The 24,118-nt window shown below is 73.0% G+C and carries 24 protein-coding genes; 7 read left to right on the forward strand and 17 right to left on the reverse strand.

Annotated elements, in window-relative coordinates:
• Positions 1-183: 183 nt before the first annotated feature.
• Complete coding sequence (locus tag IGA62_RS05510; RefSeq protein WP_232624887.1) at positions 184-1,272, forward strand: DUF4870 domain-containing protein; 1,089 nt, start codon at positions 184-186, stop codon at positions 1,270-1,272.
• A gap of 112 nt (positions 1,273-1,384) precedes the next feature.
• Here IGA62_RS05510 and hemW read toward each other — a convergent pair whose 3' ends face one another.
• Positions 1,385-2,608, reverse strand: coding sequence for a radical SAM family heme chaperone HemW (hemW, locus tag IGA62_RS05515; RefSeq protein WP_145815961.1), 1,224 nt, complete (start codon positions 2,606-2,608; stop codon positions 1,385-1,387).
• 20 nt (positions 2,609-2,628) lie between these two features.
• On the opposite strand from hemW, the gene IGA62_RS05520 reads away from it, so the two are divergent.
• The 3 genes from IGA62_RS05520 to IGA62_RS05530 all read left to right on the forward strand — a co-directional run bounded on the left by IGA62_RS05520 (position 2,629) and on the right by IGA62_RS05530 (position 5,502).
• Positions 2,629-3,420: an enoyl-CoA hydratase-related protein gene (locus IGA62_RS05520; RefSeq protein ID WP_145815960.1), complete on the forward strand. Its 792-nt coding sequence runs from the start codon at positions 2,629-2,631 to the stop codon at positions 3,418-3,420.
• Between the two features lie 139 nt (positions 3,421-3,559).
• Complete coding sequence (locus IGA62_RS05525; protein ID WP_145815959.1) at positions 3,560-4,423, forward strand: hypothetical protein; 864 nt, start codon at positions 3,560-3,562, stop codon at positions 4,421-4,423.
• A gap of 176 nt (positions 4,424-4,599) precedes the next feature.
• The gene (locus tag IGA62_RS05530) at positions 4,600-5,502 is read left to right on the forward strand and encodes a phytanoyl-CoA dioxygenase family protein (RefSeq protein WP_145815958.1); all 903 of its coding nucleotides are present in this window, start codon (positions 4,600-4,602) and stop codon (positions 5,500-5,502) included.
• 184 nt (positions 5,503-5,686) lie between these two features.
• Here the strand turns inward: IGA62_RS05530 and IGA62_RS05535 are convergent, their stop codons facing one another.
• A complete protein-coding gene (locus IGA62_RS05535) occupies positions 5,687-6,337 on the reverse strand; it encodes an MOSC domain-containing protein (RefSeq protein ID WP_145815957.1) in 651 nt (216 codons plus the stop codon).
• Positions 6,338-6,465: 128 nt separating this feature from the next.
• Between IGA62_RS05535 and IGA62_RS05540 the strand changes: the two genes are divergently transcribed.
• The gene (locus IGA62_RS05540; protein WP_145815956.1) at positions 6,466-7,188 is read left to right on the forward strand and encodes a hypothetical protein; all 723 of its coding nucleotides are present in this window, start codon (positions 6,466-6,468) and stop codon (positions 7,186-7,188) included.
• Positions 7,189-7,281: 93 nt separating this feature from the next.
• Here IGA62_RS05540 and IGA62_RS05545 read toward each other — a convergent pair whose 3' ends face one another.
• The 7 genes from IGA62_RS05545 to IGA62_RS05575 all read right to left on the reverse strand — a co-directional run bounded on the left by IGA62_RS05545 (position 7,282) and on the right by IGA62_RS05575 (position 14,396).
• Entirely contained in the window at positions 7,282-8,127 is an 846-nt protein-coding gene (locus IGA62_RS05545; protein WP_145815955.1) for a carbohydrate ABC transporter permease, read from the reverse strand.
• On the reverse strand, positions 8,127-9,110 hold the full coding sequence (locus IGA62_RS05550) for a carbohydrate ABC transporter permease (RefSeq protein ID WP_145815954.1): 984 nt from the start codon (positions 9,108-9,110) through the stop codon (positions 8,127-8,129). The genes IGA62_RS05545 and IGA62_RS05550 overlap by 1 nt, the downstream gene beginning before the upstream one ends.
• The gene (locus IGA62_RS05555; protein ID WP_145815953.1) at positions 9,107-10,396 is read right to left on the reverse strand and encodes a sugar ABC transporter substrate-binding protein; all 1,290 of its coding nucleotides are present in this window, start codon (positions 10,394-10,396) and stop codon (positions 9,107-9,109) included. The genes IGA62_RS05550 and IGA62_RS05555 overlap by 4 nt, the downstream gene beginning before the upstream one ends.
• Positions 10,397-10,555: 159 nt before the next feature.
• A complete protein-coding gene (locus IGA62_RS05560; protein ID WP_145815952.1) occupies positions 10,556-10,840 on the reverse strand; it encodes a GlsB/YeaQ/YmgE family stress response membrane protein in 285 nt (94 codons plus the stop codon).
• Between the two features lie 314 nt (positions 10,841-11,154).
• On the reverse strand, positions 11,155-13,035 hold the full coding sequence (gene lepA, locus IGA62_RS05565; protein WP_145815951.1) for a translation elongation factor 4: 1,881 nt from the start codon (positions 13,033-13,035) through the stop codon (positions 11,155-11,157).
• 214 nt (positions 13,036-13,249) lie between these two features.
• Positions 13,250-13,786, reverse strand: coding sequence for a DUF4240 domain-containing protein (locus IGA62_RS05570; protein WP_145815950.1), 537 nt, complete (start codon positions 13,784-13,786; stop codon positions 13,250-13,252).
• 28 nt (positions 13,787-13,814) lie between these two features.
• Complete coding sequence (locus IGA62_RS05575) at positions 13,815-14,396, reverse strand: DUF4240 domain-containing protein (RefSeq protein WP_232624888.1); 582 nt, start codon at positions 14,394-14,396, stop codon at positions 13,815-13,817.
• A gap of 52 nt (positions 14,397-14,448) precedes the next feature.
• Here IGA62_RS05575 and IGA62_RS05580 point away from each other — a divergent pair, with 52 nt between their 5' ends.
• Both IGA62_RS05580 and rpsT read left to right on the forward strand, forming a co-directional pair.
• Entirely contained in the window at positions 14,449-15,450 is a 1,002-nt protein-coding gene (locus IGA62_RS05580; protein ID WP_145815949.1) for a phosphotransferase, read from the forward strand.
• 238 nt (positions 15,451-15,688) lie between these two features.
• Positions 15,689-15,955: a 30S ribosomal protein S20 gene (gene rpsT, locus IGA62_RS05585; RefSeq protein ID WP_091459471.1), complete on the forward strand. Its 267-nt coding sequence runs from the start codon at positions 15,689-15,691 to the stop codon at positions 15,953-15,955.
• A gap of 183 nt (positions 15,956-16,138) precedes the next feature.
• Here the strand turns inward: rpsT and IGA62_RS30865 are convergent, their stop codons facing one another.
• From IGA62_RS30865 to nadD, 8 genes are all read right to left on the reverse strand, one after another.
• Positions 16,139-16,708 (reverse strand): hypothetical protein, encoded by a 570-nt coding sequence (locus tag IGA62_RS30865; protein ID WP_377465178.1) that lies wholly within the window; start codon positions 16,706-16,708, stop codon positions 16,139-16,141.
• Positions 16,705-17,685 (reverse strand): DNA polymerase III subunit delta, encoded by a 981-nt coding sequence (gene holA / locus IGA62_RS05595; protein ID WP_145815948.1) that lies wholly within the window; start codon positions 17,683-17,685, stop codon positions 16,705-16,707. Before holA ends, IGA62_RS30865 begins: the two co-directional genes overlap by 4 nt.
• Before the next feature lie 180 nt (positions 17,686-17,865).
• A complete protein-coding gene (locus IGA62_RS05600; RefSeq protein WP_145815947.1) occupies positions 17,866-20,265 on the reverse strand; it encodes a ComEC/Rec2 family competence protein in 2,400 nt (799 codons plus the stop codon).
• A complete protein-coding gene (locus IGA62_RS05605; RefSeq protein WP_232624889.1) occupies positions 20,262-21,176 on the reverse strand; it encodes a helix-hairpin-helix domain-containing protein in 915 nt (304 codons plus the stop codon). Before IGA62_RS05605 ends, IGA62_RS05600 begins: the two co-directional genes overlap by 4 nt.
• A 187-nt stretch (positions 21,177-21,363) precedes the next feature.
• Positions 21,364-22,227: a DegV family protein gene (locus IGA62_RS05610; protein ID WP_145815946.1), complete on the reverse strand. Its 864-nt coding sequence runs from the start codon at positions 22,225-22,227 to the stop codon at positions 21,364-21,366.
• An 80-nt stretch (positions 22,228-22,307) separates the two neighbouring features.
• Positions 22,308-22,973 (reverse strand): histidine phosphatase family protein, encoded by a 666-nt coding sequence (locus IGA62_RS05615; RefSeq protein ID WP_145815945.1) that lies wholly within the window; start codon positions 22,971-22,973, stop codon positions 22,308-22,310.
• Positions 22,970-23,383 carry a ribosome silencing factor gene (gene rsfS / locus IGA62_RS05620; protein ID WP_091459466.1) on the reverse strand — a complete coding sequence of 138 codons (414 nt, stop codon included), beginning with the start codon at positions 23,381-23,383 and terminating at the stop codon, positions 22,970-22,972. Before rsfS ends, IGA62_RS05615 begins: the two co-directional genes overlap by 4 nt.
• A 77-nt stretch (positions 23,384-23,460) precedes the next feature.
• Complete coding sequence (nadD, locus tag IGA62_RS05625) at positions 23,461-24,090, reverse strand: nicotinate-nucleotide adenylyltransferase (RefSeq protein ID WP_145815944.1); 630 nt, start codon at positions 24,088-24,090, stop codon at positions 23,461-23,463.
• Positions 24,091-24,118 lie beyond the last annotated feature (28 nt).

Here is a 24,118-nt window from a genome sequence, read left to right on the forward strand (position 1 = left end):
GACGGACCGCGCTACTGGCACTCGACTGTAACGAGTGCCAGTCTACGTCGACCCACCCGTGGGACGCGATGATCGGTTTCGACCTGTGCCCCGCCCCCGCCCGACACTCCAGGCCGTTCGTCCGGGTGATCCGCACGGTGTCCCGCTGGTCACGGCTTGCCCGATACCCCTACCGTGACCGGCATGACTGAACCGCCGCGCCCGCCCGGTGCGGGCGACGCCGGCCGGTACCCGCCGGAGCCGACGATGCCGCTCGCCCCGTCCGGGTCCCCGTCGACGCCCGACGAGCCCACCACCCCACTGTCCGGCGCGGCCGGGGCGTCCGGGTATCCCCCACCCGGCGGTTCCACTCCGCCCGGCGGCTGGTCCGCGCCGTCCCATGAGCCCCCAACCGAGAACCTCTCCGCGTCGTCCCACGAGCCGCCGACGGAGAACTGGTCGACGTCGTCCCACGAGCCGACGGAGAACCTGGCCACGCCGGCGACGGAGAACTGGTCCGCACCCGAGCCGCCGACCGAGCACCTCGCCGCGCCGTCGTACGAGCCGCCCACCGAGCACCTGACCGCGCCGTCGTACGAGCCGCCGACCGAGCACCTCGCCGCGCCGTCGTACGAGCCGCCCACGCAGCGCTACGGGTCGCCGGGCGACGAGCCGCCGACCGAGGCCCACGCCGCCTTCACCCCGGAACCGCCCACGGCCGGCTACGGCCCGCCCGGCCAGGCCACGGCAGCTGACCACCCGACCTCGGGCGGGCACTTCGCCGCCGCGTCCTACCCGCCCCCGGGCGGCCAGGACGGGTATCCGCCGCCGGGGCCGCAGGAGGAGTACCCGCAGCCGGGCGCACCGGGAGAGCCGTCATCCGGGTTTCCGGGTGGCTACCCGCCTCCGGGCGGGAGTGGTCCGCACCCGACGCCCGGTCCGGTCGGTGGCGACGACCGGACGTGGGCGGTGCTCGCACACGTGGGCGGTCCGATCGGCATGGTGGTGGGTGCCACCCTCTTCGGCTGGGTCGGCCCGCTGATCGTGCTGCTGGTCCGGGGTCAGCAGTCCCCGGCGGTACGCGCGCACGCCGTCGCCGCGCTCAACTTCCAGATCACCTGGGCGGTCGCGATCCTGGTGGGCTGGCTGCTCACCGCCATCACCTGCGGCCTGCTCTTCTTCGTGCCACTGCTGCTCGCGATCGTGCCTATCGCGTTCGGCGTCGTGGCCGCCCTCAAGGCCAACCAGGACCTGCTCTACCAGTACCCGATGACCCGGACCTTCGTGAAGTGAGCCCACCCCGGCCGGGTCCGGTCCGACCGGACCCGGCCGGTCCCGGAGGGCGTCCGGGCCCGGAGAACGGATCGACGGGTCCGAGACGAACGGCCGGCGGGCGTGGCCGCGCTCAGGGCAGCAGGTCGCGGACCACGGCGTCGGCGAGCAGCCGGCCCCGCAGGGTGAGCACCGCCCGACCGGCGGCGTACTCGGCCCCGGCGAGCAGCCCGGCGGCGAGGGCCCGCTCGGCACCGGCCCGGCCGGCGGCGTCGAGTACCGCCAGCGGCAGCCCGGAGGCGAGCCGGAGCCGGAGCATCACGTCCTCCATGTGTGCCTCGTCGACGGTGAGGACCTCCCGCGCGTGACCGGGTGACTCCCCCGCGGCGAGCCGCGCCGCGTACGCGCTCGGGTGCTTGACGTTCCACCAGCGCACCCCGCCGACGTGGCTGTGCGCCCCGGGACCGAGGCCCCACCAGTCGCCGCCGGTCCAGTAGAGCAGGTTGTGCCGGCACCGGGCACCCGGCGTCCGGGCCCAGTTGGAGACCTCGTACCAGGAGAAACCGGCCGCGTCGAGGGCGGCCTCCGCGGCCAGGTAGCGGTCCGCCGCGACGTCGTCGGAGGGGTACGCCAGCTCGCCCCGGCGCATCCGGGCGGCGAGCCGGGTGCCCTCCTCCACGATCAGGGCGTACGCGCTGACGTGGTCCACCCCGGCGGCTACCACCTGGTCGAGCGAGGCGGCGAAGTCCTCGGCCCGCTCCCCCGGCGTACCGTAGATCAGGTCGAGGTTGACGTGGTCGAACCCGGCGTCGCGGGCCTCGGCCGCGGCGCTGGTGGCCCGCCCGGCGGAGTGCTTCCGGTCGAGGACGGCGAGCACCCCCGGCGCCGCCGACTGCATGCCCAGCGAGATGCGGGTGTACCCGGCCGCCCGCAGCGTCTTCAGCGACTCCGGCGTCACCGACTCCGGGTTGGCCTCGGTGGTGACCTCGGCGTCGGCGGCCAGCCCCCAGGTGCGGTCGATGCCGTCGAGGATCCGGGCCAGGTCGTCGGCGGGGAGCAGGGTCGGCGTGCCGCCGCCGACGAAGACGGTGTCCACCCGGGGCGGCGGGGTGTCCCCGAGCACCCGGGCGGCCAGCCTCAGCTCGGCCAGGACGGTGTCGGCGTAGGTTTCCCGGCTCGCCCCGCCGCCGAGCTCGCCGGCGGTGTAGGTGTTGAAGTCGCAGTATCCGCAGCGACTGGCGCAGAAGGGCACGTGGACGTAGACGCCGAACCCGCGCGCGCCGACCGCGCGCAGGGCGGTCGGCGGGAGCGATCCGTCGGTCGGTACGGATTCGCCTTCTGGAAGGACGCCGGGCATGGCCACTAGTGTGCCCTCACATGACCTCTCCCGACGCGCTCGTCCGGGTGTCGACGACCCGTGGGGTGACCACGCTCACCCTCGACAGTCCGCACAACCGCAACGCGCTCTCCACGCCCCTGATGACCGAGCTGCTCGACGGGCTCGCCACGGCGGGCGCCGACCCCTCGGTCCGGGTGGTGGTGCTCGACCACACCGGTCCGGTGTTCTGCTCCGGCGCGGACCTGAAGGAGACCGCTGCGGCGTACGCGAGCGGGAGCGTGCCCGCCGGGAAGCTCGGCGACGTGCTGGCGACGGTCCGGGAGTGCCCGAAGCCGGTGGTGGCGCGGGTGGCCGGGCCGGCCCGAGCCGGCGGGCTGGGCCTGATCGCCGCGGCCGACCTGGCGGTCTGCGTGCAGGAGGCGACCTTCGCCTTCACCGAGGTGCGGCTCGGGGTGATCCCGGCGGTGATCTCGGCGACCGTCCTGCCCCGGCTGACCTCCCGCGCCGCGGCCGAGCTCTACCTGACCGGGGACACCTTCGACGGCCGGCGGGCCGCCGAGGCCGGTCTGGTCACCACGGCGGTGCCCGCCGCCGAGCTGGACGAGACGGTGGCCCGGTGGTGCGCGGCCCTGGTCCGGGGCGCACCGGGCGCGCTGGCCGGCGCGAAGGAGCTGCTGCGCCGAACCGCCGAGACGGACCTGCGCCGCGAACTCGCGCACCTGTCCGCCGTCTCCACCGGCTACTTCCTCTCCGAGGAGGGCCGGGAGGGGGTGCTGGCCTTCCGGGAGAAGCGGCCGACCCGGTGGGTGGCCGCCCTCGACGCCGGGTAGGAGGAAGGGTCCGGTGGGCGGGCGACGACGCCCGCCGATCGGACACCGGTGGTGAACGCGGGACACCGACAACAGAACCGGTCGACGGAGCGGACCGGTGGCAAGCGGGACGTACGCTTGGCTGACTGTCGATCAGGGGGTGTGGGTGCGAACTCGGGCAATCGTGGCGACCAGCCTCGTCCTCGCCGTCATCGCCAGCATCGGGATCTACCTCGTCGTCCGCAACGTGGGCGACAACCTACGGTTGCCGATCGCAGGGCGCAGCTGCACGGTCCGGGCCGACGGGCAGGTCCGGCTCAACGCCGAGCAGATGGCACACGCGGCGACCATCGCGGCGATCGGCATCCAGCGGAACATGCCCGAGCGGGCCGTCGTGGTCGCGCTCGCCACCGCCTTCCAGGAGTCCGGGCTGGAGAACCTTGCCGGCGGCGACCGGGACTCGATCGGGCTGTTCCAGCAACGCCCCAGCCAGGGCTGGGGCACGCCGGAGCAGATCCGCGACCCGCGCTACGCCGCCAACAAGTTCTACGCCGGGCTCAAGAAGGTCCGCGGCTGGCAGGAGATGCGGGTCACCGACGCCGCCCAGGCGGTCCAGCGGTCGGCGTTCCCCGAGGCGTACCAGAAGTGGGCCGACGAGTCGGAGGTCCTCACCCGAGCGCTGCTCGGCGACGCCACCGCCGCGGTCGCCTGCACCGTGGGGCGCACGCCGGTGATGCGGGGCGACGCCGCCGCGGCCGCGCTCACCCAGAGCCTCACCCTGGACTGGGGGCTGCCGCGGGCGACCAGCCTGGCCGAGCTGACCGGGCTGTCCGTGCCCGCCGCCGACCCCCGCGACGGCTGGCGGTACGCCCACTGGCTGGTGTCGCACGCCCACGACCACGGGGTCAAGCGGGTCCGCTTCGCCGACCTGGAGTGGACGGCCGACAAGGGCACCTGGTCCCGGGTGTCCGACCGGAAGGCGCACGACGCCCGGGTGGTCGCCGAGGTGTTCGCCGAGGCGTGACCTCCGTCTCTCTCCGTGACGACGCGCGGGTCCACCCGCACCGCCAGCAGGTGGGACGTCCACCGTCAGGCCAGCTCCCGGTGGTCGGGTGTCGGACGCCGACCATGGCGACGGCGCGTTACCATCGGCGATCTGTGCCAGAAATGGCGGATTCCTCATGGGGAGGGGTGACGGCGATGTTCGACTACGGTGGCCGGACCGGATACGAGCCAATCAGCGAGGTTGACCGCAAGGAGTTCCACGAGCAGGGCTTCCTCCTGCTGCGCAACGTACTGACGGAGGACCACCGGGCCGCCCTGGAGGCCGCCGTGGACCGCGTCTACGCCGAGGAGAAGGCCAAGGGCACCACCACCAAGGACGGGACGCTGCACCTACTGGGCTTCCTGGAGCGGGACGAGCTCTTCGGCGACCTGCTCACCCACCCGATCGCCTTCCCGTACATGTGGGGGCTGGCGGGATGGAACATCTACACCCACCACAACCACCTGGACGTGACCCCGCCGGCGCTGGAGCCGGAGAAGCCGTACTGGGGTTGGCACCAGGACGGGTACCGGCAGAACTCCGACCCGGAGACGATGGACCCGAACCTGCCCCGGCCGATGTTCTCGCTCAAGGTCGCCTACGTCCTCTCCGACCTGTCGGAGAAGGGGCGGGGCGCGACCAAGGTCATCCCGGGCAGCCACCTGTGGAACTCGCTGCCGCGGCCGGACGACCTGACCGTGCACAACCCGGACCCGGAGGGCACGGTGGAGATCACCGCGAACCCGGGCGACGCCTTCATCTTCGACCGCCGCCAGTGGCACTCCCGGTCGACGAACCTGTCGAACATCACCCGCAAGATGCTCTTCGTCGGCTACACCTACCGGTGGATCCGCCCGCTGGACGAGCTGCACATCGACTCCGACGGCGAGTGGTGGGCCAACCGCACGCCGGTGCAGCGCCAGCTCTGCGGTGAGGGCACCCACACCGCGAACTACTGGGGCATCAACTGGAACGGGTACATCGACGACGAGATCCCGCTGCGCAAGGAGCTGAAGGAGCGCGGTCTGCTCGACCGCAGCGTCCCCTGGCTCCGCTGACCGCGCGGCCGCCGACCGTGCTGTGGTGACTGCAGGGCCGCCGACCGTACTGTGGTGACTGCAGGGGCCCCTTGTTACCGCTTTTTGCGTAGCAGGGGACCCTTGCAGTCACCTCGGGCCGACGGCGACAGTCGGGGCAGAGGTGGCAGTCGGGCGTGGCTGGCGGTCACCCCGGAGATGGCAGTCACCCCGGGTCGGCGGCGACGCCGAGTCGACGGCGGGCCTTCTCCCGGATCGACTCGGGCAGATCCGGCGCGTCGAGCAGCCGGGGCAGCAGTTCCGGCTCCCGGTGCAGTGCCCGGAACACCTCGCCGACGGTGACGCCGTGCGCCGGGCGTTCTCGCACCTCGACCGGGTCGTCGGCACCGACCTCGCCCTCCCGGAGCACCCGCAGGTACGCCCCGGGCGCCGCCCGCGCGCCGAACCGCTTGATCAGATCCGGTACGCCCCAGAACCCGGCGAACGTCCGGCAGGGCGTACGCGGCTTGGTGACCTGGAGCAACGCGGACCCGACCGCCCACTGTTCGCCGATCACCGCCCCGGTCACGTCCACCCCGAGGGTGCTGAGGTTCTCGCCGAAACGGCCCGGTGGCACGGCCCGGTCCAGCTCCGCCGCCCACCAGTCGGCGTCCTCCACGCCGTACGCGTACACCGCCTGGTCGGGGCCGCCGTGGACAGCCCGTTCGGCGATGAAGTCGCCGGCCACCCCGTCGGCCCGGACCGGCACCCGCCCGGCCGCCGGCCGCTTGTCGATGCCGCTGCGCCCGCTGGCGTCCCCGGCCCACTCCGCCTCGGTGATCACCGCGAGGTTCACCGAAACCAACCTCCCCGTCATGCCGGTCAGCCTACGACCAGGCCGGGGGCGGCTGGCGAGTCGTTTCCGGCGGCGGACCCGCCGTGGCCGAGAATGCGCATGTGGCGATGTCCCGTACCGGAGGCAGTGGAGCGGCTCACCGACCGACGGTGCCCGTCCGACGACCCCGGCCCGCCGAGCCTGCGCTTGACTACTACCTGGTCCGCCCTCGACGGCCGGACGGGCGGGAGGCGTCGCCCGAGGGCATCGTCGTCGAGGAGTTCCGGTTCGGCGCGGACCACTCGCTGGTCCGGGTGGACAGCGCCGCGTGGACGCCGGGCGGGCCGGGCTGGTGGACGTCACCGACGCTCAGTCGGAGCATCCGGACCGACCCGGAGCTGCGCGAACGGGTCGTCGGGGTGCCCCGCCACCGGGTCGAGGTCGTCTACCGTGAGCTCGGCGGGGTCACGCTACCGGACGAGGCGACCCTGCGCGGTCACCTGCGCGCCGGGGATACCCGCCCGGCGTCGGCCCCGCTGCTGCTGGACCGGGAGCGGCCCACCCCGGGTTTCCACAGCACCCGGGTCTACCGGGTGTTGTTCGCCAACGAGCTGGATCCGGACGATCTGGCCCGGTTGGCGGCGGTGTGGTCGATGACGGGTACCGACCCGGCTCGGGCGGGTGGCGTGATCGGCACCGCACACCGTCGGATCGGGGCCGACGTCTTCCGCTGGGACCTGCGCCGGATCGGCCTGGTCGGCGCGTACTGCCTGGATCTGACCGTCGACCTGGCGACCCGCCGGGACGACGGCGTACGACCGGTGCTGCGCGAGCTGACCACGGCGCTCCGCCTACGGGGGCTGATCCCGGTCACGGTCGAACGCTTCTCCTGAGCCCTGCCGAAGGTGGCGGGGGCGGGCGCCTGAGGTGTCTGCAGGGGTCCCCTGCTCCACAAAAAGCGGTAACAGGGGACCCCTGCTACCACCTCAGCCCTTGACCGCGCCCGCCACCAGGCCGGAGACCATCCGACGCTGGACCACCAGGAAGAAGATGATCACCGGCAGGGTGAAGATCGTGGAGGCGGCCATCACCGGGCCCCACGCCGTGTCGTCCCGGCCGAAGAAGAAGGTCATCGCCACCGGGAGCGTGTACCGGTCCTGGTCGTTGATGAAGGTCAACGCGAAGATCAGTTCGTTCCAGGCGGTGATGAAGGAGAAGATGCTGGTCGCCACCAGACCGGGTGCGACCAGCGGGAAGAGGACCTTGCGGAAGATCTGCGCCCGGCTGGCCCCGTCGATCGCGGCCGCCTCCTCCAGCTCCTTGGGCACGGCTGCCACGAAGCCCCGCAGCATCCAGACCGCGAACGGCAGCGAGAAGCCGAGGTAGGTGAGGATCAGACTGGGCAACGTGTTGTAGAGCCCGAGCCGCTGGATCATCAGGAACAGCGGGATGACCAGCGCCTCCAGCGGGATCATCTGCACCACCAGCAGCATGATCAGGAAGCTGGTCCGCAGCTTGAACCGGAACCGGGCCACCGCGGTGGCGGCGAGCAGCGCCACCAAGCCGCTGAGCAGCACGGTCGCCCCGGCCACCAGGACGCTGTTGAGGAAGAAGTCCGCGAAGGTGACGCCGGGGATCAGGTTGCCGGTGAGGATGTCCCGGTAGTGGTCCAGGGTCGGCTCGGTCGGCACCGGTCGCGGGGTCGACGAGAAGATCTCCCGGTTCGGCTTCAGCGACGTCGCGATCATCCAGTAGACGGGGAACGCGGCGAAGAGCGCCACCAGCAGCCCGGCGCCGTTGAGGGCGATCCGCTTCACGAGCGTGCCGCGCATCACTCCTCCTCCTGCTTGAGCACCATACGGACGTAGAGGCCGGTCACCACGAGCAGGATCAGGGTGAGGATCACCGCGATGGCCGCGCCCAGGCCGTACTTCGGCGGTGGCGAGAACGCCTCCGCGTACGAGTAGATGGAGAGCATGAACGTCGGCCGGTCCTGGGTGCCGCCGGCCAGCACGAACTGCTGGGTGAAGACCTTGAAGTCCCAGATGGTGGAGAGCACGATCAGGATGCCGAAGACCGGCCGCAGCAGCGGGAAGGTGACCTTCCAGAAGACCCGCCACGGTCCGGCCCCGTCCACCCGGGCGGCCTCGTGCAGCTCGCTGGGTACGCTCTTCAGCCCGGCGAGCACGCTGACCGCGATGAACGGGAACGAGTGCCAGACCACCACCAGGGTGAGGATGGCGAAGAAGAGCAGCGGCGAGTTGAACCAGCCGTAGCCGGTCCAGTCGGTGCGGCCGAAGAGCGCCTGGGACAGCCCGTCCGGCAGCGCGTTGAACAGCCACGTGACCAGACCGCTGGTGTCGTCGAAGATCCACTTCCAGACGATGGTGCCGGTCAGCGCCGGGGTGGCCCAGGCGAGCATCACGCAGCTGCCGACGAAGGTCGCCATCCGCTTGCCCAGCCGGTTGAGCAGGAGCCCGACCAGGGTGCCCAGGATCATCGTCAGCGCCACGTTGGCCACCGCGAAGAGCACGGTGTTGCGCAGCACCGTCCGGAAGAACGGATCACTGAGGATCTGGACGTAGTTCTCCAGTCCGATCCACGGCCACTCCCGGTCGCCACGCAGCTGGCGGACGTTGTTCAGCTTGTGGAACGACATCCACACCACCTGGCCGAGCGGCCAGAGCAGCAGCACGGCGATGATCGCCAGGCAGGGCAGGAGCAGCAGGTACGGCAGGCGGTCCACCCGGGGCCGCCGCCGCGCGGGGGTCTCCCGCGCGGCGGCGGCCTTCGGTGTATCGGTCAGCGTGCTCACTTGGCGTTGAGGATGCTTTCCATCTCGGCCGCCGCTTCGGCGGTGGCCTGTTCCACCGTCTTCTGGCCCTTCATCACCGAGCTGTTCATCGCCTGGGTCACCGTCTTGGTCCGGCTGACCTCCACCCACTTGGGGGTGAGCGGCGTGAGCTTGGTGCTCTGGAGCGTGGTGGCGAACGCCGCCATCACCTTGTCGTCGGCGTACCCACCGCTGGTCACCAGGTCCTGGTAGACCGGGAAGAAGCCCAGGCTGTCGGCGAAGGTCTTGGAGTTCTTCTTGTTCAGCAGCACGGTGAGGTAGTCCCAGGCGAGGTCCTTGCGCTCACTGTCCTCCCAGACCGCCAGGTCCGAGCCACCGGCGAAGGCCGGAGCCGGCTTGCCGTCCGGGCCGGGGATGGGGAAGGTGCCCCAGACCTTCTCGATCTCGGGGTTGTCCTTCTTGATGGCGCCCTGCTGCCAACTGCCGCCGAACGCCATCGCCGCCTTGCCGGTGGCGAACTGGGTCCGGGCGTCGATCTCGTTCCAGCCGGCGGCGGCCGGCGGGGCCACCTTGTGCACGGTCACCATGTCGGTCCAGAACTTGACCGCCTTCTGGGCCTCCGGGGTGTTGTAGCCGGACTTCCAGGTGTCGCCCTGCTTGGTGGCGATCTCCGCCCCGGCACTCCAGAGGAACGAGTAGAAGGGCAGCTCGGAGTTGCCCGGCAGGGCGATGCCGTAGGTGCCCGGCTTCTTGGCCTGGACCGCCTTGGCGGCGGCGACGAGCTGGTCCCAGGTCGTCGGGGGCTGGACGCCGGCCTCGGCGAACCAGTCGGTGCGGTAGTACATCGCCCGCACGCCCGCGTACCACGGCAAGCCGTACTGCTTGCCGTTGAGCTGCGCGTTTTTCACCAGGTCGGGCAGGATGTCCTTGCCGTCGGCCCAGCCGTCCATCCGGCCGCTGAGGTCGGCCAGCGCCTCCTGCGCGGCCCAGCCCTGCGTCTCGGTGTTGCCCAGCTCGGTGATGTCCGGTCCTTCGCCACCGGCGAGCGCGGCCTGGAACTTCTTCGGCGCCTCAAGCCACGGGATGTACTGGACCACCACGTCGGTCCCGGGGTGCTTCTTCTTGAACTCGGCCTCGACGCCGTCGAGGAAGGCGGTCTGCGCCTCGCTTCCCTCGCCCATCATCCAGACCGTCAACTTGCTGTTATCAGCTGACTCACCCTCGTCGGAGCCACCGCAACCGGCGATCAACATCGCGGCCGAGGCCACGACGGCGGTGACCGGGGCCAGCCGTTTCCACCTGTTCACGCCACTTCTCCCTCGCGCCGTCTGGCACAAACCTTCTCCGCCGCACCATAGTCGGTAAAATTCCTTTACGACAGGGGTGGCTGAGCAGCGAACGTACAACAGACGGAAGGGGCGCCCGGCCATCGGCCGGGCGCCCCTTCGCGGGTGCTCGTGTGGGGGTTACCGGTGCGTGACGTGGCGACGACGGCCGGCACCGGCGACCAGCGCGACGCCGATGGCGGCGAAGGCGACCTGGAACAGCAGCTCGAACCAGTCGATGCCGCGGGTGTCCGCGAGCCCGGTGGCCCGCGCCACGACCGTGCCCAGCAGCGCGGCACCGACACCGATCAGCATGTGCAGCCAGATCGGCATGTTCTGCCGGCCCGGGACGACCAGACGGCCGAGCGCGCCGACGATGAGACCAACGATGAGCGCAGTGATGATTCCCCAGACGGTGAGCTCCACGGTCGCCCTCCTCCAATGTGTTGTCACGAGGTGTGTCGTTCCTGTCGTGACCGCTAAGTTCCCGGGGCGCCGAAATCTCAAACCGACACAACCGGACATCCGGCACCGAGGCCCAACCGGGGGCAACCTGGGAACTACCTGAGAGGGCGACAAAACCGCAGGTCAGGAAGGTGGCGGGCCACCCTTCCCCGCGCCGGGCGCGGACCGGAAAAATCCCTTCCGGTACGCGGGACGCAGGGCCGGGCGGCCCGTGGGAGCGCTCCGCGCGGGTCGATTCGACCCGCAGTTTCGATACGGAGAGTGATCGTCCGGGGCTACTTCTTCCCCGCGCCCTTGCCGTCACCACCGCTGTCGGAGGAGAGGGCGGCGATGAAGGCCTCCTGGGGCACCTCCACCCGGCCGACCATCTTCATCCGCTTCTTGCCCTCCTTCTGCTTCTCCAGCAGCTTGCGCTTCCGGCTGATGTCACCGCCGTAGCACTTGGCGAGCACGTCCTTGCGGATCGCCCGGATGGTCTCCCGGGCGATGACCCGGCTGCCGATGGCCGCCTGGATCGGCACCTCGAACTGCTGGCGCGGGATGAGGGTGCGCAGCTTCGCGGCGATCGTGGTGCCGTAGTTGTACGCCTTGTCCTTGTGCACGATCGCGCTGAACGCGTCCACCGGTTCGCCGTGCAGGAGGATGTCCACCTTGACCAGGTCGGACGCCTGCTCGCCGGAGGGCTCGTAGTCGAGCGAGGCGTACCCCTTCGTCCGGCTCTTGAGCTGGTCGAAGAAGTCGAAGATGATCTCCGCGAGGGGCAGCGTGTAGCGCAGCTCCACCCGGTCGGCGGAGAGGTAGTCCATGCCGAGCAGGCTGCCGCGCCGGCCCTGGCACAGCTCCATCACCGCGCCGACGTAGTCGTTCGGGGTGAGCACGGTGGCCCGCACCGTCGGCTCGAACACCTCGGCGATCTTGCCCGTCGGGTACTCGCTCGGGTTGGTGACCACCACCTCCTCGCCGTCCTCCTGGATGGCGCGGTAGACCACGTTCGGCGCGGTGGAGATCAGGTCGAGGTTGAACTCCCGCTCCAGCCGCTCCCGGATGATCTCCAGGTGCAGCAGGCCGAGGAAGCCGCAGCGGAAGCCGAAGCCGAGCGCGCCCGAGGTCTCCGGCTCGTACGTCAGCGCGGCGTCGTTGAGTTTGAGCTTGTCCAGGGCGTCCCGGAGGTTCGGGTAGTCCGATCCGTCGATCGGGTAGAGGCCCGAGTAGACCATCGGCTTCGGGTCCTTGTAGCCGCCGAGCGCCTCGCTGGCCGGCCGGGAGTTGATGGTGACCGTGTCACCCACCCGGGACTGGCGGACGTCCTTGACGCCGGTGATCAGGTAGCCCACCTCGCCGACGCCGAGCGCGTCGGCCTTCTGCATCTCCGGGGAGATCACCCCGATCTCGAGCAGCTCGTGCACCGCGCCGGTGGACATCATCTTGATCCGGTCGCGGGCGCTGATCCGCCCGTCGATCACCCGGACGTAGGTGACCACGCCCCGGTAGACGTCGTACACCGAGTCGAAGATCATCGCGCGGGCCGGGGACTGGGCCTCCCCGACCGGCGGGATGAACTGCCGGACGATCTCGTCCAGCAGGTACGGCACGCCCTCGCCGGTCTTGCCGGAGACCCGGATGCAGTCCTCCGGCTGGCAGCCGATCAGGTGGGCCAGCTCCTCGGCGTACTTCTCGGGCTGGGCGGCCGGCAGGTCGATCTTGTTGAGCACCGGGATGACGTGCAGGTCGTTCTCGAGCGCGAGGTAGAGGTTCGCCAGGGTCTGCGCCTCGATGCCCTGCGCGGCGTCGACCAGCAGCACCGCGCCCTCGCAGGCCGCGAGGGACCGGGACACCTCGTAGGTGAAGTCGACGTGCCCGGGGGTGTCGATCATGTTCAGGACGGCGCGCTCGCCCTTGCGCTCACCCTCCCGGACGGTCCACGGCATCCGGACCGCCTGGCTCTTGATGGTGATGCCGCGTTCCCGCTCGATGTCCATCCGGTCGAGGTACTGCGCGCGCATCTGCCGGGGATCCACCACCTCGGTGAGCTGGAGCATCCGGTCGGCCAGGGTCGACTTCCCGTGGTCGATGTGGGCGATGATGCAGAAGTTCCTGATGCGCCCCGGGTCGGTGGCACCAGGAGCGTTCGCGCCGGAGTCGAGCATCGGTGGCACAGCGGTCCGTTCTGGTCGGCGTGACGTGAGCAGGCCGGCGTGACGCCGGCCCCCTCTATGCTCCCACGTCCCCCCGGACGCGGTCGGAGCGCTCCTCCACGCCCTCCCCCGCACGTGGTAGCAGGGGTCCCCTGCTACCGCCTGGTGATGAGCAGGGGTCCCCTGCTACCACCTCAGCGGGCCGCCAGCACAGGCGTACGGACGGGCGGGGTGGTCACTCGGCGGGAGGTTCGGTGAAGAGGGCCGCCAGCCGGGGCAGCCGGCGCCGGGCCTCCTCCTCGTCGTCGAAGTCCCAGAAGTCGTTCAGGTCGGGCGGGGCGACCGGGTCCCGATCCGTCGGCAGGTCCGCCGCGGTGGCCTTCCGGTACGCCTCCCAGGGCACCGCCAGCATGTCCTCGCACTCGAACTCCTCGCCGCTGAGCGCGGCGGAGCGCACCCGGGGCAGTTCGGCAAGCGAGTCCGGGTCGGCGACCGCCCGGGCGAACACCGCCCGGCCCTGGGTCATCAGCCAACCCCGGAAGTACTCGAACCCGTCGTCCGAGGCGCCGCCGTTGATCAGGTACGCCGCGCCCCAGAGGTCGACCCGGTACGAGGCGGCCAGCACCCGCCGCTGGTGGTGCGCGTACCCGACGATCTCCTCCGGGTCCCGCTCGGCGAGCAGGGCGACCGCGCGGGCGGCGACCGCGTCGGGCTCCCCGCCGGCACCCTCCCGGGCCCGGTCGATCAGCTGCCAGAAGTCGTCGGTCCTCATGGGGTGGCAGTCTGACAGAGCCGTGCCGTCACCGGCGGGGCACCGGGAACAGCTCGGCGAGCCGGGGGCACCGGCGGGCGAACTCGACGGGGTCGGTCAGGTCCCACTCCTCGTCCTGCGGGTCGGGGATGAGGCTCCGCTCCAGGCCGCGTGCCTCGAGCGCCTCGTCCAGCCCTTCGTGCACCCTGGTGATCCGCTCGTACGCCTCGTCGGCCACGTAGTCCAGGCACTCCCAGTCCGGCCACTCGTCGTCGGCCCAGTCCCGCACCGGGCGACCGGCCAGCCGGCGCACCTGCGGCACGTCGGCCAGCGCGTCCGGGTCGGCGACCACCCGGTCGAAGGTCTCCCGGCCGAGCCCGACCAGCCAGGCCTGGAAGTAGTGGAAACCGTCGTCGGAGCAGAGCCCCCCGCAGATCCGCAACGCGGCGGCCCAGAGCCGCCAGGTGTCGGCCCGGCCACGGGCCTCGTCCAGCCGGGCGGCGAAGTCCAGCACCTCGGCGAGGGGGCGCTCGGCGAGGCGGTCGGTGAGCCAGGCCAGCCGCTCGTCGGGCTGCACGGTCACCGTGGCGGAGCCCTCGACCAGGGCCCAGAAGTCGTCGACGTCCAGCACCGGTGCAGTGTGCGGGTGCGGTACGACACGGTCGCACGGCACCATGGACGTCATGCGCGCGGTCTCGCTGCCCCCGGTGTCGTACGCGACCACCGCCGAGCGTCCGTCCTGGGCGGAACTGCCGGCCGGGCTGCGCGGCGCGGTGGCCGCGCGGCTCGGCGCACCGGTGCGGTCGGTACGGGTCGCCTCGGCCGGTTTCACCCGGGGCTTCGCCGGGGTGCTGGAGACCGCCGACGGCGGGCGGGTCTTCGTCAAGGCGGCGTCGGCGGCCGACCAGCCCCACCTGGTCGCCTGGTACGGCCGTGAGACCGCCATCCTCGACCGGCTCCCGGCCGGGCTGCCGGTGCCCCGGCCCCGGTGGACGCTGGAGGCGGCCGGCTGGTTCGCGGTGGGGCTGACCGCGGTGGACGGGCGGGTGCCGGAGCTGCCGTGGACAGCCGCCGACCTCACCGCCACGCTCGCCGGGTACGCCGAGGTCGCCGCCGCGCTCGCCGACCGCCCGGCCGACCTCGTCGCGGTGGGCCTGCCCCACCTGGCCGACCTGGCCCGCGACGACCTCGCCTGGTGGCGTGAGGTGGCCGCCGGGCGGGAACCCCGGCCGGCCCCCGGCGGCTGGGAGGAGGTCCTGCCCGAACTGGTCCGGCTGGAGTCTCTGCTGCCCGGGTACGCGCTGACGGGCGGGCTGACCCACGGCGACCTGCGCCTGGACAACGTGCTGATCGACCACTCCGGCCGGGCGTGGTTCTGCGACTGGACCTGGCTCTGCCAGGGACCGGCCTGGTTCGACCTGGCCGGACTGCTGCTCACCGCGTACGGCAGCGGCCTCGACGCGGACGCCCTCTTCGCCGATCAGCCGGCGGCGGCCGGGGCGCCGCCCGACGCGCTGGACGCGGCTCTGGCGGCCCTGTCCGGCTACTACCTCACCGGCGCCACCGCGGCCCCGGGCACCGCCTCGCCGCAGGTCCGCGCGCACCGCCTGTTCAGTGGCGGCCTCGCCCTCGACTGGCTGGCCGACCGGCGCGGCTGGCCCCGGACGGCCCGACCCGGACGGTGAGCCCACACCCGGCCCCGAAGGTCGACGGCGGCTGGCCCCCGGACGGTGTGCGCGCACCCGGCCCCGAGTGTCGACGCACGGGCGGCGACCCCGGACCGGGTCGGGGCGACCGCCGGGAGCGCCGCCCGTTTTGGCTCGTCCCGAGGGACCTGGTAACCTGGCTCTTCGCGCAGCGATGACGCATGCTCGTCGCGCGCGAAGCAGACCGAAACCCGAGCTATCAAGACGAGGCTGTCGCGTGGCGAACATCAAGTCCCAGATCAAGCGCAACCGGCAGAACGAGAAGCGCCGGCTGCGTAACAAGTCGGTCAAGTCGTCGCTGAAGACCGCCGTCCGCAAGTTCCACGAGGCTGTCGCGGCCGGCGACACCGAGAAGGCCGCCGTGCTCATGCGCGACGCGTCGCGCAAGCTGGACAAGGCCGCCAGCAAGGGTGTGATCCACGCCAACCAGGCCGCGAACCGCAAGTCCGCGATCGCCAAGCGCGTGCAGTCGCTCTCCGCCTGATCGAGCGAGTTCGATCCGGCAAGCGCCGATCTGACCGGGAACCCCCGGGCCGCACCTGGCCCCGGGGGTTCCGGCTTTTCCGGGTACGCCCGCACCGATCGACGTGCCCCGTGCAGGTCACCGGTGCCGGCGCGGACCCGGCAACCGTGGGGACCGGCCGACCGGAGCGACGGGTGTGCCCGCTCAGCGGCGGGTCTGGCGGCGGTGCGGCTCCGCTGGCCGGTGATCGGCGCCGACCGCCCGCCGTTCCGGATCGGTGTTCCCCCGACCGACGTCGTCCCGGGTACCCGGCTGACCGGGACGGGCCCGCGGGGCCGACACCACCTCCCCGGGAATCCAGGAGGCCTGGCCGGTGACCGGATCGACGGGGTGCCCGACCGGGGTGGCGTCCCGACGACGTGCCGCGCGGGCCGGCACCGGCGCCCGCCCCACCGCGGGTTCCATCTGCTGCCGGAAGCGGTCCCGCTCCTGCTCGGGGACGAGAGAGGCGCTGCGGACCACCGAGGCCGCCACGATGTCGTTCAGCTTGACCATCACCGCCACCGCGGCCGGCAGCAGCAGCACCGCCCACCAGCTGGCCAGCTCGGCGAGGGCGAGCAGAGCGGCCAGCGCCACCGCGCCCTCGAAGAAGAGGAAGCAGAGCACTCCCCCGGGGTTGACGAACCGCAGTCCGAGGACCCGCGCGTAGAGCGGACGGTAGCGTTCCCCGTCCGCCGCGAGGGTCGCCCATCCGGTACGCGTCGGCCCGGTCACCGGGTACTGCCCTGCCGGGCCGCCACGACCGAGAAGACCGCCCGCTCCAGCGCGTACGCCCGGTCGTCCGCACCGCCCTTGACCGCCGCGTTGCACTCGGCGGCCACCTGCATCGCGCGTACCAGCCCCTCCGGCGTCCAGCCCCGGGCCTGCCGCTGTGCCCGTTCGATCTTCCAGCCGGGCATGCCGAGGCTGCTCGCGAGCTGGTAGGGACTGCCTCGGCCGGCGGACGCGACCCGGGCCACCGTCCGCACCCCGTCGGCGAGCGCGTCGGCGATCGGGACCGGGTCGACCCCGACGTGCAGGGCCCAGCGCAGGGCCTCCAGCGCGGCGGGCACGTCACCGACCATCGCGGCGTCGGCCACGGTGAAGCCACTCACCTCGGCCCGACCCCGGTAGTAGCGGGACACCGTGTCGACACCGATCCGCCCGTCGGTGTCGGCCATGAGCTGGGAGCAGGCCGCCGCCAGCTCCCGCAGGTCGTTGCCGACGGCGGCGAGCAGCGCGTGGGCGGCGTCGTCGGTGCACCTGCCCCCGGCGCGCCGGATCTCGTCACGGACGAAGGCCACCCGTTCCCGGTCGCCCTTCAGCTTCACCGCGGGGACGACCGTGGCCCCCGCTGCCCGCAGGCCGTCGGCGAAGGCCTTGCCCTTGGCCCCGCCCGCGTGCAGCACGACCAGGCAGACCTCCGGGTCCGGGTCCTTCGCGTACGCCAGCAGCGCGGCCACCAGGTCCTTGCGGGCGTCCTGCCCGGCACGGAGGATCAGCACCCGCCGCCCGCCGAAGAGCGAGGGACTGAGCATCTCGGCGATCTCGCCGACGGTGAGGGTGCCGGCCTGGTACTCCCGGACGTCCACGTCGGGGTCGACGGCGCGGGTCTCGGCGACGGCCTGGGAAACGGCGCGCGTGGCGAGCAACTCCTCGTCACCGAGGACGAGCAGAATGGGAGCGAGGCTGGCGGGGGTCACGCCGCCCATATTCGCACGCTCCGGAAGCGCATCGTGCCTGCTCGCCACTGCCGCGACGGCAGAGCCCGCACTCAGTGCAAATCCAGACATATAACTCAATCCGCCTCTTTGCCGGTCAATACCACCGGGTTTCTGGAACCGACCGGTGCGGAGAGCAGCGAACCCGGTCGTCCCCGACACCGGTCGGCTCTACGGTCGGCGGCCCGGTGCCTCCCCCCGCGCCACCACCGCCAGGCGTCCGTCCACGGTCACCACCGCCAGGTCCCCCTCGATGTCGGTCCGCAGCACCCGGGCACCGGCGCGGGCCAGCCTCGACAACACGGCCGGATTCGGATGCCCGTAGTCGTTGTCGGTGCCGACCGGCACCAGCGCCACCGCCGGACGGGTCGCGTCGAGAAAGGCCGGATCCTGGTACGCGGATCCGTGATGGGCCACCTTGAGCACGTCGACCCGGAGCGTTCCGGGCGGTACCCGGTCCAGCACCGCCCGCTGCTCCTCGGTCTCGGCGTCCCCGGCGAGCAGGATCCGCACCCCGTCCACCCGGGCGAGCAGCACCACCGAGTTGTTGTTCGGGTCGGATCGGGTGCCCCGGATCGGGTAGGGCGGACCGAGCAGGCTCAGCTCCACCCGGCCGTCGCGGAACGTCCACCGGTCACCGACCGGTGCCACCGGCGCCCCACCCACCATCGCCGCCGACCGGACCAGTTCCCGCCCGGCCGCCGGCTCCGGCCACTGTGGGGTGGCCACCGCCGCCACCCGGCGTGACCGGAACACCCCGTCGACACCGGCCGTGTGGTCGGCGTGGAAGTGACTGACCACGAGCAGCGACACGTGTCGTACGCCGAGCCGGCGCAGACAACCGTCGGCGGCGGCCGGGTCGGGGCCGGCGTCCACCACCACGGCCCGATCCGCCGCGACCGGGAGCACGACCAGGTCACCCTGGCCGACCGCGCACACCGCCACCACCCAGCCCGCCGGTGGCCACCCACTCGCCACCAGACGGACCGGCAACGCCCCCAGCACGGCGGCGACCCCCACCACGGCGACCGACCGCCGGACCACCGGCCGCCGGACGGCCACCAGCAACGCGACGGTCAGCGCCGCCAGCAGCAGCCCACCGGCGACCCCGCCCGGCCAGGGCAGCGTGCCCGCCGGCAGCCGTGCACCGTACCGGGCGACGCTGACCAGCCACCATGCCGGCCAGCTCGCCAGCCAGGCGACGAACTCGGCCGCCGCCGGCCAGACCGGGGAGAGCACCGCGGCCACCACCCCCAGCACCGTGGCGGGCGCGATCGCCGGCACCGCGAGCAGATTCGCCGGAACGGCCACCAGGCTGACCGTGCCGGAGAGCCCGGCGACCACCGGCCCGCAGGCGAGCTGGGCGGCGGCCGGCACGGCGAGCGCCTCGGCCAGGCCGGCCGGCACGCCACGCCGGCGCAGCCCGTCACGCCACCGTGGAGCGAGCAGCAGCAGCCCGGCGGTGGCGAGGACGGAGAGGGCGAACCCCGGGTCGCCGGCCAGCTCCGGGTCGACGAGCACCAGCGCGGCCACCGCAGCGGCCAGGGCGGGCAGCGCGGCCCGGGGCCGTCCTGCCGCGAGCGCGGCCAGCCCGATCGCGCCCATGGTGGCCGCCCGCACCACGCTCGGGGACGGGCGGACCAGGATGACGAAGCCGACCAGGGCGAGCCCGCAGAGCACGACCGCCAGCCGGGGACCGGCCCGCGCCCAGCGGGCGACCAGGAGCACCGCACCCACCACGATCGCGACGTTGGAGCCGGAGACGGCGTTCAGGTGGGTCATCCCGGTGGCCTCGAAGTCCTCCTCCACCGCCGGCGGCAGCCGACTGGTGTCGCCGACCACCAGGCCGGGGAGCAGCCCACCCGGCTCGTCCGGCAGCGGGACACAGGCCCGTTGCAGACCGGCGCGGAGGGTGCCGGCCACCCGCTGCGCCCACCCGGGGTCGCCGCGCGGGACCGGCGGGCCGGTGGCGCTGAGCACCGCTCCGGTCAGGTCCCCGCCGCGCGGCGCGGCGAGCCGCCCCTCGGCGGTCAGCCGCTGGCCGGGCAGGAGCGGGCGCCAGGCCGCGTCGGTGGCGAGCACCAGGACGCGGACCGGGGCGTCGACCCGTCGTCCGTCCGGGCCGGTCACGGTGACCAGGTCGGCCGGGACCAGCAGCATGGCCGGACGGCCGGCCGCGCCCCGGACGGGACGCGGATCGTCCCGGACGACCAGCTCGGCGGCGACCGGGGCACGGGTCTGGGTCAGCGCGCGGATCACGGCCGCGTCCCGGGCCGACAACCGGGCGCTGGTCGCCGCGCCACCGCAGACCACGCCGAGCAGCACGGCGACGGCGACCCATCCGTACCGCCGAACGGGTTCACGCGGTCGCCCGAGCCACCCGAGCAGGTGGGCGGCGAGCGTGCCGGCGAGGGCGGCGGCGACGACCGCCAGCAGCGCGCCGGCCGGAGCGGAGAGGTGCAGTCCGGCGAGAGCGGTCAGCCAGGTCGCGACGGCGAGACCGACCAGCCGCAGGTCGGGGGGTGGGTCGTGCTCCTCCCCCGCCCCGGCTGCCGGCGTCGGACCGGTCACACCGTCACCAGGTCCTTGAGCTGCTCGTAGCGGGCGTCCCCGATGCCCTCGACCTGGCGCAGGTCCCCGACCGACCGGAAGCCACCCTGCCGGTCGCGGTGGTCGACGATCCGCTGGGCGAGCACCGGGCCGACCCCGGGCAGCGTGTCGAGCTGCGCCACGGTGGCCGTGTTCAGGTTGACCTTCGCCCCCGGCACCGCCGGTCCCGCCGCGCCGGGCGCCGCTCCTGCGGTGGGCGGGCCGGCACCCGGCGGCGGGGTGACCCCGACGACGATCAGCTCGCCGTCGGTGACCTTGCGGGCCGGGTTGAGCAGGGCGACGTCCACGCCGGGATGCGCGCCGCCGGCCGCCTCGATCGCGTCGGCGACCCGGGCACCGGCGGGCAGCCGGACCAGCCCGGGGCGACGGACCCGGCCGGCGACCGCCACGACCAACTCGATCCCGCCGCTGCCCGACGACGGCTCCGGTGCGGCCCCGACGGGCGGCGCGGCTGACGCCGACGGCACCGCCACCGGGTCCACCTGCGGCCGGGACCGCCAGGCCCAGAAGCCCGCCCCGAGCACCACGAGGGCCGCGACCACGGCGAGCGCCCGGACGCCCCGCCGGCCCGGGTCGAAGGCCCCCGGACCGGGCAGCGGAGACCGGGCCACCTCGGCCTCGACCGGCGCGGCGTCGGGCACGGGGGCGTCGGGTGGCGTCGGGCGGGACGGTCGCAGCGCACCCGGTCGGTCCGGCGGGCCACCGGCGTTCCCCGGTGGCCCGCCGGCATCGCCCGGGGACGGGCGGGCCCGTTCCGGGAGTGAGCCGGCCGGGCGGGACGGGGCGGCGAACGGCTCGGCGGGCCAGCCGGTACGCACGGGTAGCAGCTGCCGCAACCGTCGGCCCGCTTCGGTCTCCTGGTCGTCGGACACGGCGCGACGGTAGGCCGGCGGAGCCGGGGGCGTCGCCCGGAACCGGGTCACCTGTGGACAGCCGACCGTCCTGTGGACAACGCCCTGATCATGCCCCCGATGTGCTAGCGGTCACGGACGGCGGCCCGGACCACCGGCCCGGGTCCGGGAGGCGGGCCGTTCCGGCTCGTCCGCCGACGGCCGCCGGTCACGGTGACGTCTCCCGGGCTCGCCGGTGCACCACCACCGACGCCAGCCCCGGTCCGGCGTGGGCGGCGACCACCGCGCCCGCCTCGGTGAGGTACGTGTCGTGCAGCCGGTCGCCGAGCCGGACCCGTAACGCGTCCAGCAACTGTTCGGCCCGTCGCGGGGCGGCCAGGTGGTGCACGGCCAGGTCCACCTGGTCGTCACCGGCCGCCTCGGCGGCGAGATCCACCAGGCGGGCCACTCCCCGGCTGGCGGTACGGACCTTCTCCCGCAACACGATCGCCCCGTCGACCATGTGCATGATCGGCTTGACCGATAGCGCCGTGCCGAGCAACGCCTCGGCGGCGTTGATCCGCCCACCCCGGCGCAGGAACTCCAGCGTGTCGACGTAGAAGAGGACGCGGGTGCGGTCCACCGCGGCCAGCGCCGCGTCGCGTACCCCGGCGAGGTCGGCTCCCCGGGCGGCGGCCCCGGCGGCGGCGAGCACCGGGAACCCGATGCCCATCCCGGCCGAGCGGCTGTCCACCACGGCGACCCGGCCGTCGAGGTCGGCGGCGGCGGCGCGGGCACCCTCGACGGTGCCGGACAGCTCGGCGGACAGGTGCACGGAGACCACCCCGTCGGCACCTTCGGCGAGCAGCCGACGATACGTACGGCCGAACTGCTCGGGGGCGGGCCGGGAGGTGCTCACCGACACCCGGCGCCCGCCGAGCGCCCGGGTGGCGTCGTCGGGGCGGGTCTCGATCCCCTCCAGGCCCTCCGCACCGTTGAGCACGACGGTCAGGGGCACGACGGTCAGCCGGTGCGCACGCACCAGTTCGGGTGGCAGGTAGGCGGTGGAGTCGGTGACGACCGCGAGGGGCATGCCCGCACGCTAGTCGAAGTCGGGGCAGGTCGCCGACCTCCCGTCGGCCGGACCGGGGACGGCCCGGCCGACGGGACGGGTCAGACCGCCTCGGTGGCCGGAGCGCCCGGCCCGGAGCCGCCGACACCGGCGGGTACCTCGGCGGTCAGCACTCCGACGTTGTGGGCCCGCAACTGCCAGCCCCGGACCTCGTCGTGCCGCAGCTCCGTCCAGTGGCAGTTGGCCAGGGAGGTGACGGTGGCCAGCACGCGGTGGTCCCAGCCGAGCAGGTGACCGCAGCCCTGGCGGGCCCCGCCGCCGTGGGTGGCGACCACCACGGTGCCACCGGGCGCGGCGTCCGCGGCGGCCTGGAAACCGGCGCCGACCCGCTTGCCGAGGTCGTCGAGGCTCTCCACCCCGGCACCCGGGTCGGGGTCACCGGCCCGCCAGCGGGCGTACTCGGCGGGGAACCGCTCGGTCACCTCGTCGAGCAGCAGGCCCTGCCACTGCCCGAAGTACCGTTCCCGCAGTCGCGGGTCGGTGCGGACCGGCAGCCCGGTGAGCGCGGCCAGCGCGGCGGCGGTGTCCGCGGCCCGGCTCAGGTCACTGGCGACGATGGCGTCCGGACGGAGGGCGGCGAGCAACGGCGCGGCGGCCAGTGCCTGCTCACGACCCCGCTCGTTGAGCGGCACGTCGGTCTGCCCCTGCACCCGCCGGGCGTTGTTCCAGTCGGTGTTGCCGTGCCGCCAGACGATCAGTCGGGTCATTCGGCGGTGGCCGCGGAACCGGCGGTGGCGTCGGCCTCGACCAGGTCCCGGTCGACGAACGGGATGGTCGGGCAGTCCTTCCAGAGCCGGTCGAGGGCGTAGAATTCGCGCTCCTCGGTGTGCTGGACGTGGACCACGATGTCGACGTAGTCGAGCAGCACCCAGCGTCCGCCCCGCTCGCCCTCCCGCCGGACCGGCTTCGCCTTCTCCGGCAGCTCCAGCAGCCGCTCCTCGATCGCGTCCACGATGGCGAGCACCTGACGCTCGTTCGGGGCGGAGGCGACCAGGAAGGCATCGGTGATGGCGAGCTGGTCGCCCACGTCGATGATGACGATGTCCTGCGCCTTCTTGTCGGCTGCGGCCTGGGCGGCCGCGGTCGCCAGCTCGTGGGCGCGGTCGGAAACTGTCACCGTTCTCCTTCGATCAACCGTGCGATTCTCCTAGCGTCTCACACACGGCCGGGGAGTGACGCGTCAGTTCTGGTCGACTACCGGGCATGTCGGGATGAACCAGACGCCGGCCGGTCCTGGTAGAGCCCCCGCTTGGCGATGTACTGCACCACACCGTCCGGAACCAGGTACCAGACCGGCTCGCCACGGGCGACCCGGGCCCGGCAGTCGGTCGACGAGATCGCCATGGCCGGCACCTGCACCAGGCTCACCGTGTCGGCGGGCACGTGCGCGTCGGAGAGTTCGAACCCCGGCCGGGTCACCCCGATGAAGTGGGCCAGCTCGAAGATCTCGTCCAGATCCTTCCAGGAGAGGATCCGCTCCAGCGCGTCCGCCCCGGTGATGAAGTAGAGCTGCACCTTCGGGCCGTACTCGGCGTGCAGGTCGCGCAGCGTGTCGACGGTGTAGGTGGGGCCACCCCGGTCGATGTCGACCCGACTGACCTGGAAACGCGGGTTGGAGGCGGTGGCGACCACCGTCATCAGGTAGCGGTCCTCGGCCGGGCTGACCGGCTCGTCGGCCTTCTGCCACGGCTGCCCGGTGGGAACGAAGACCACCTCGTCCAGCCCGAACCGGTCGGCGACCTCGCTGGCCGCCACGAGGTGGCCGTGGTGGATCGGGTCGAAGGTGCCACCCATGATCCCGATCCGCCGGATGTCTTCCTCCATCCGGAGATCGTATGCCCGGCGGGAGGCG

This window comes from Micromonospora sagamiensis, assembly GCF_014680085.1.
Classification (GTDB): Bacteria; Actinomycetota; Actinomycetes; order Mycobacteriales; family Micromonosporaceae; genus Micromonospora; species Micromonospora inyonensis.

Bases quoted from the DNA above. Each gene is read 5' to 3' on its own strand.
- IGA62_RS05510 (WP_232624887.1), top strand. From the start codon at position 184: ATGACTGAACCGCCGCGCCCGCCCGGTGCGGGCGACGCCGGCCGGTAC.
- hemW (WP_145815961.1), bottom strand. From the start codon at position 2,608: ATGCCCGGCGTCCTTCCAGAAGGCGAATCCGTACCGACCGACGGATCG.
- IGA62_RS05520 (WP_145815960.1), top strand. From the start codon at position 2,629: ATGACCTCTCCCGACGCGCTCGTCCGGGTGTCGACGACCCGTGGGGTG.
- IGA62_RS05530 (WP_145815958.1), top strand. From the start codon at position 4,600: ATGTTCGACTACGGTGGCCGGACCGGATACGAGCCAATCAGCGAGGTT.
- IGA62_RS05535 (WP_145815957.1), bottom strand. From the start codon at position 6,337: ATGACGGGGAGGTTGGTTTCGGTGAACCTCGCGGTGATCACCGAGGCG.
- IGA62_RS05545 (WP_145815955.1), bottom strand. From the start codon at position 8,127: ATGCGCGGCACGCTCGTGAAGCGGATCGCCCTCAACGGCGCCGGGCTG.
- IGA62_RS05570 (WP_145815950.1), bottom strand. From the start codon at position 13,786: ATGAGGACCGACGACTTCTGGCAGCTGATCGACCGGGCCCGGGAGGGT.
- IGA62_RS05580 (WP_145815949.1), top strand. From the start codon at position 14,449: ATGCGCGCGGTCTCGCTGCCCCCGGTGTCGTACGCGACCACCGCCGAG.
- holA (WP_145815948.1), bottom strand. From the start codon at position 17,685: ATGGGCGGCGTGACCCCCGCCAGCCTCGCTCCCATTCTGCTCGTCCTC.
- IGA62_RS05610 (WP_145815946.1), bottom strand. From the start codon at position 22,227: ATGCCCCTCGCGGTCGTCACCGACTCCACCGCCTACCTGCCACCCGAA.
- IGA62_RS05615 (WP_145815945.1), bottom strand. From the start codon at position 22,973: ATGACCCGACTGATCGTCTGGCGGCACGGCAACACCGACTGGAACAAC.
- nadD (WP_145815944.1), bottom strand. From the start codon at position 24,090: ATGGAGGAAGACATCCGGCGGATCGGGATCATGGGTGGCACCTTCGAC.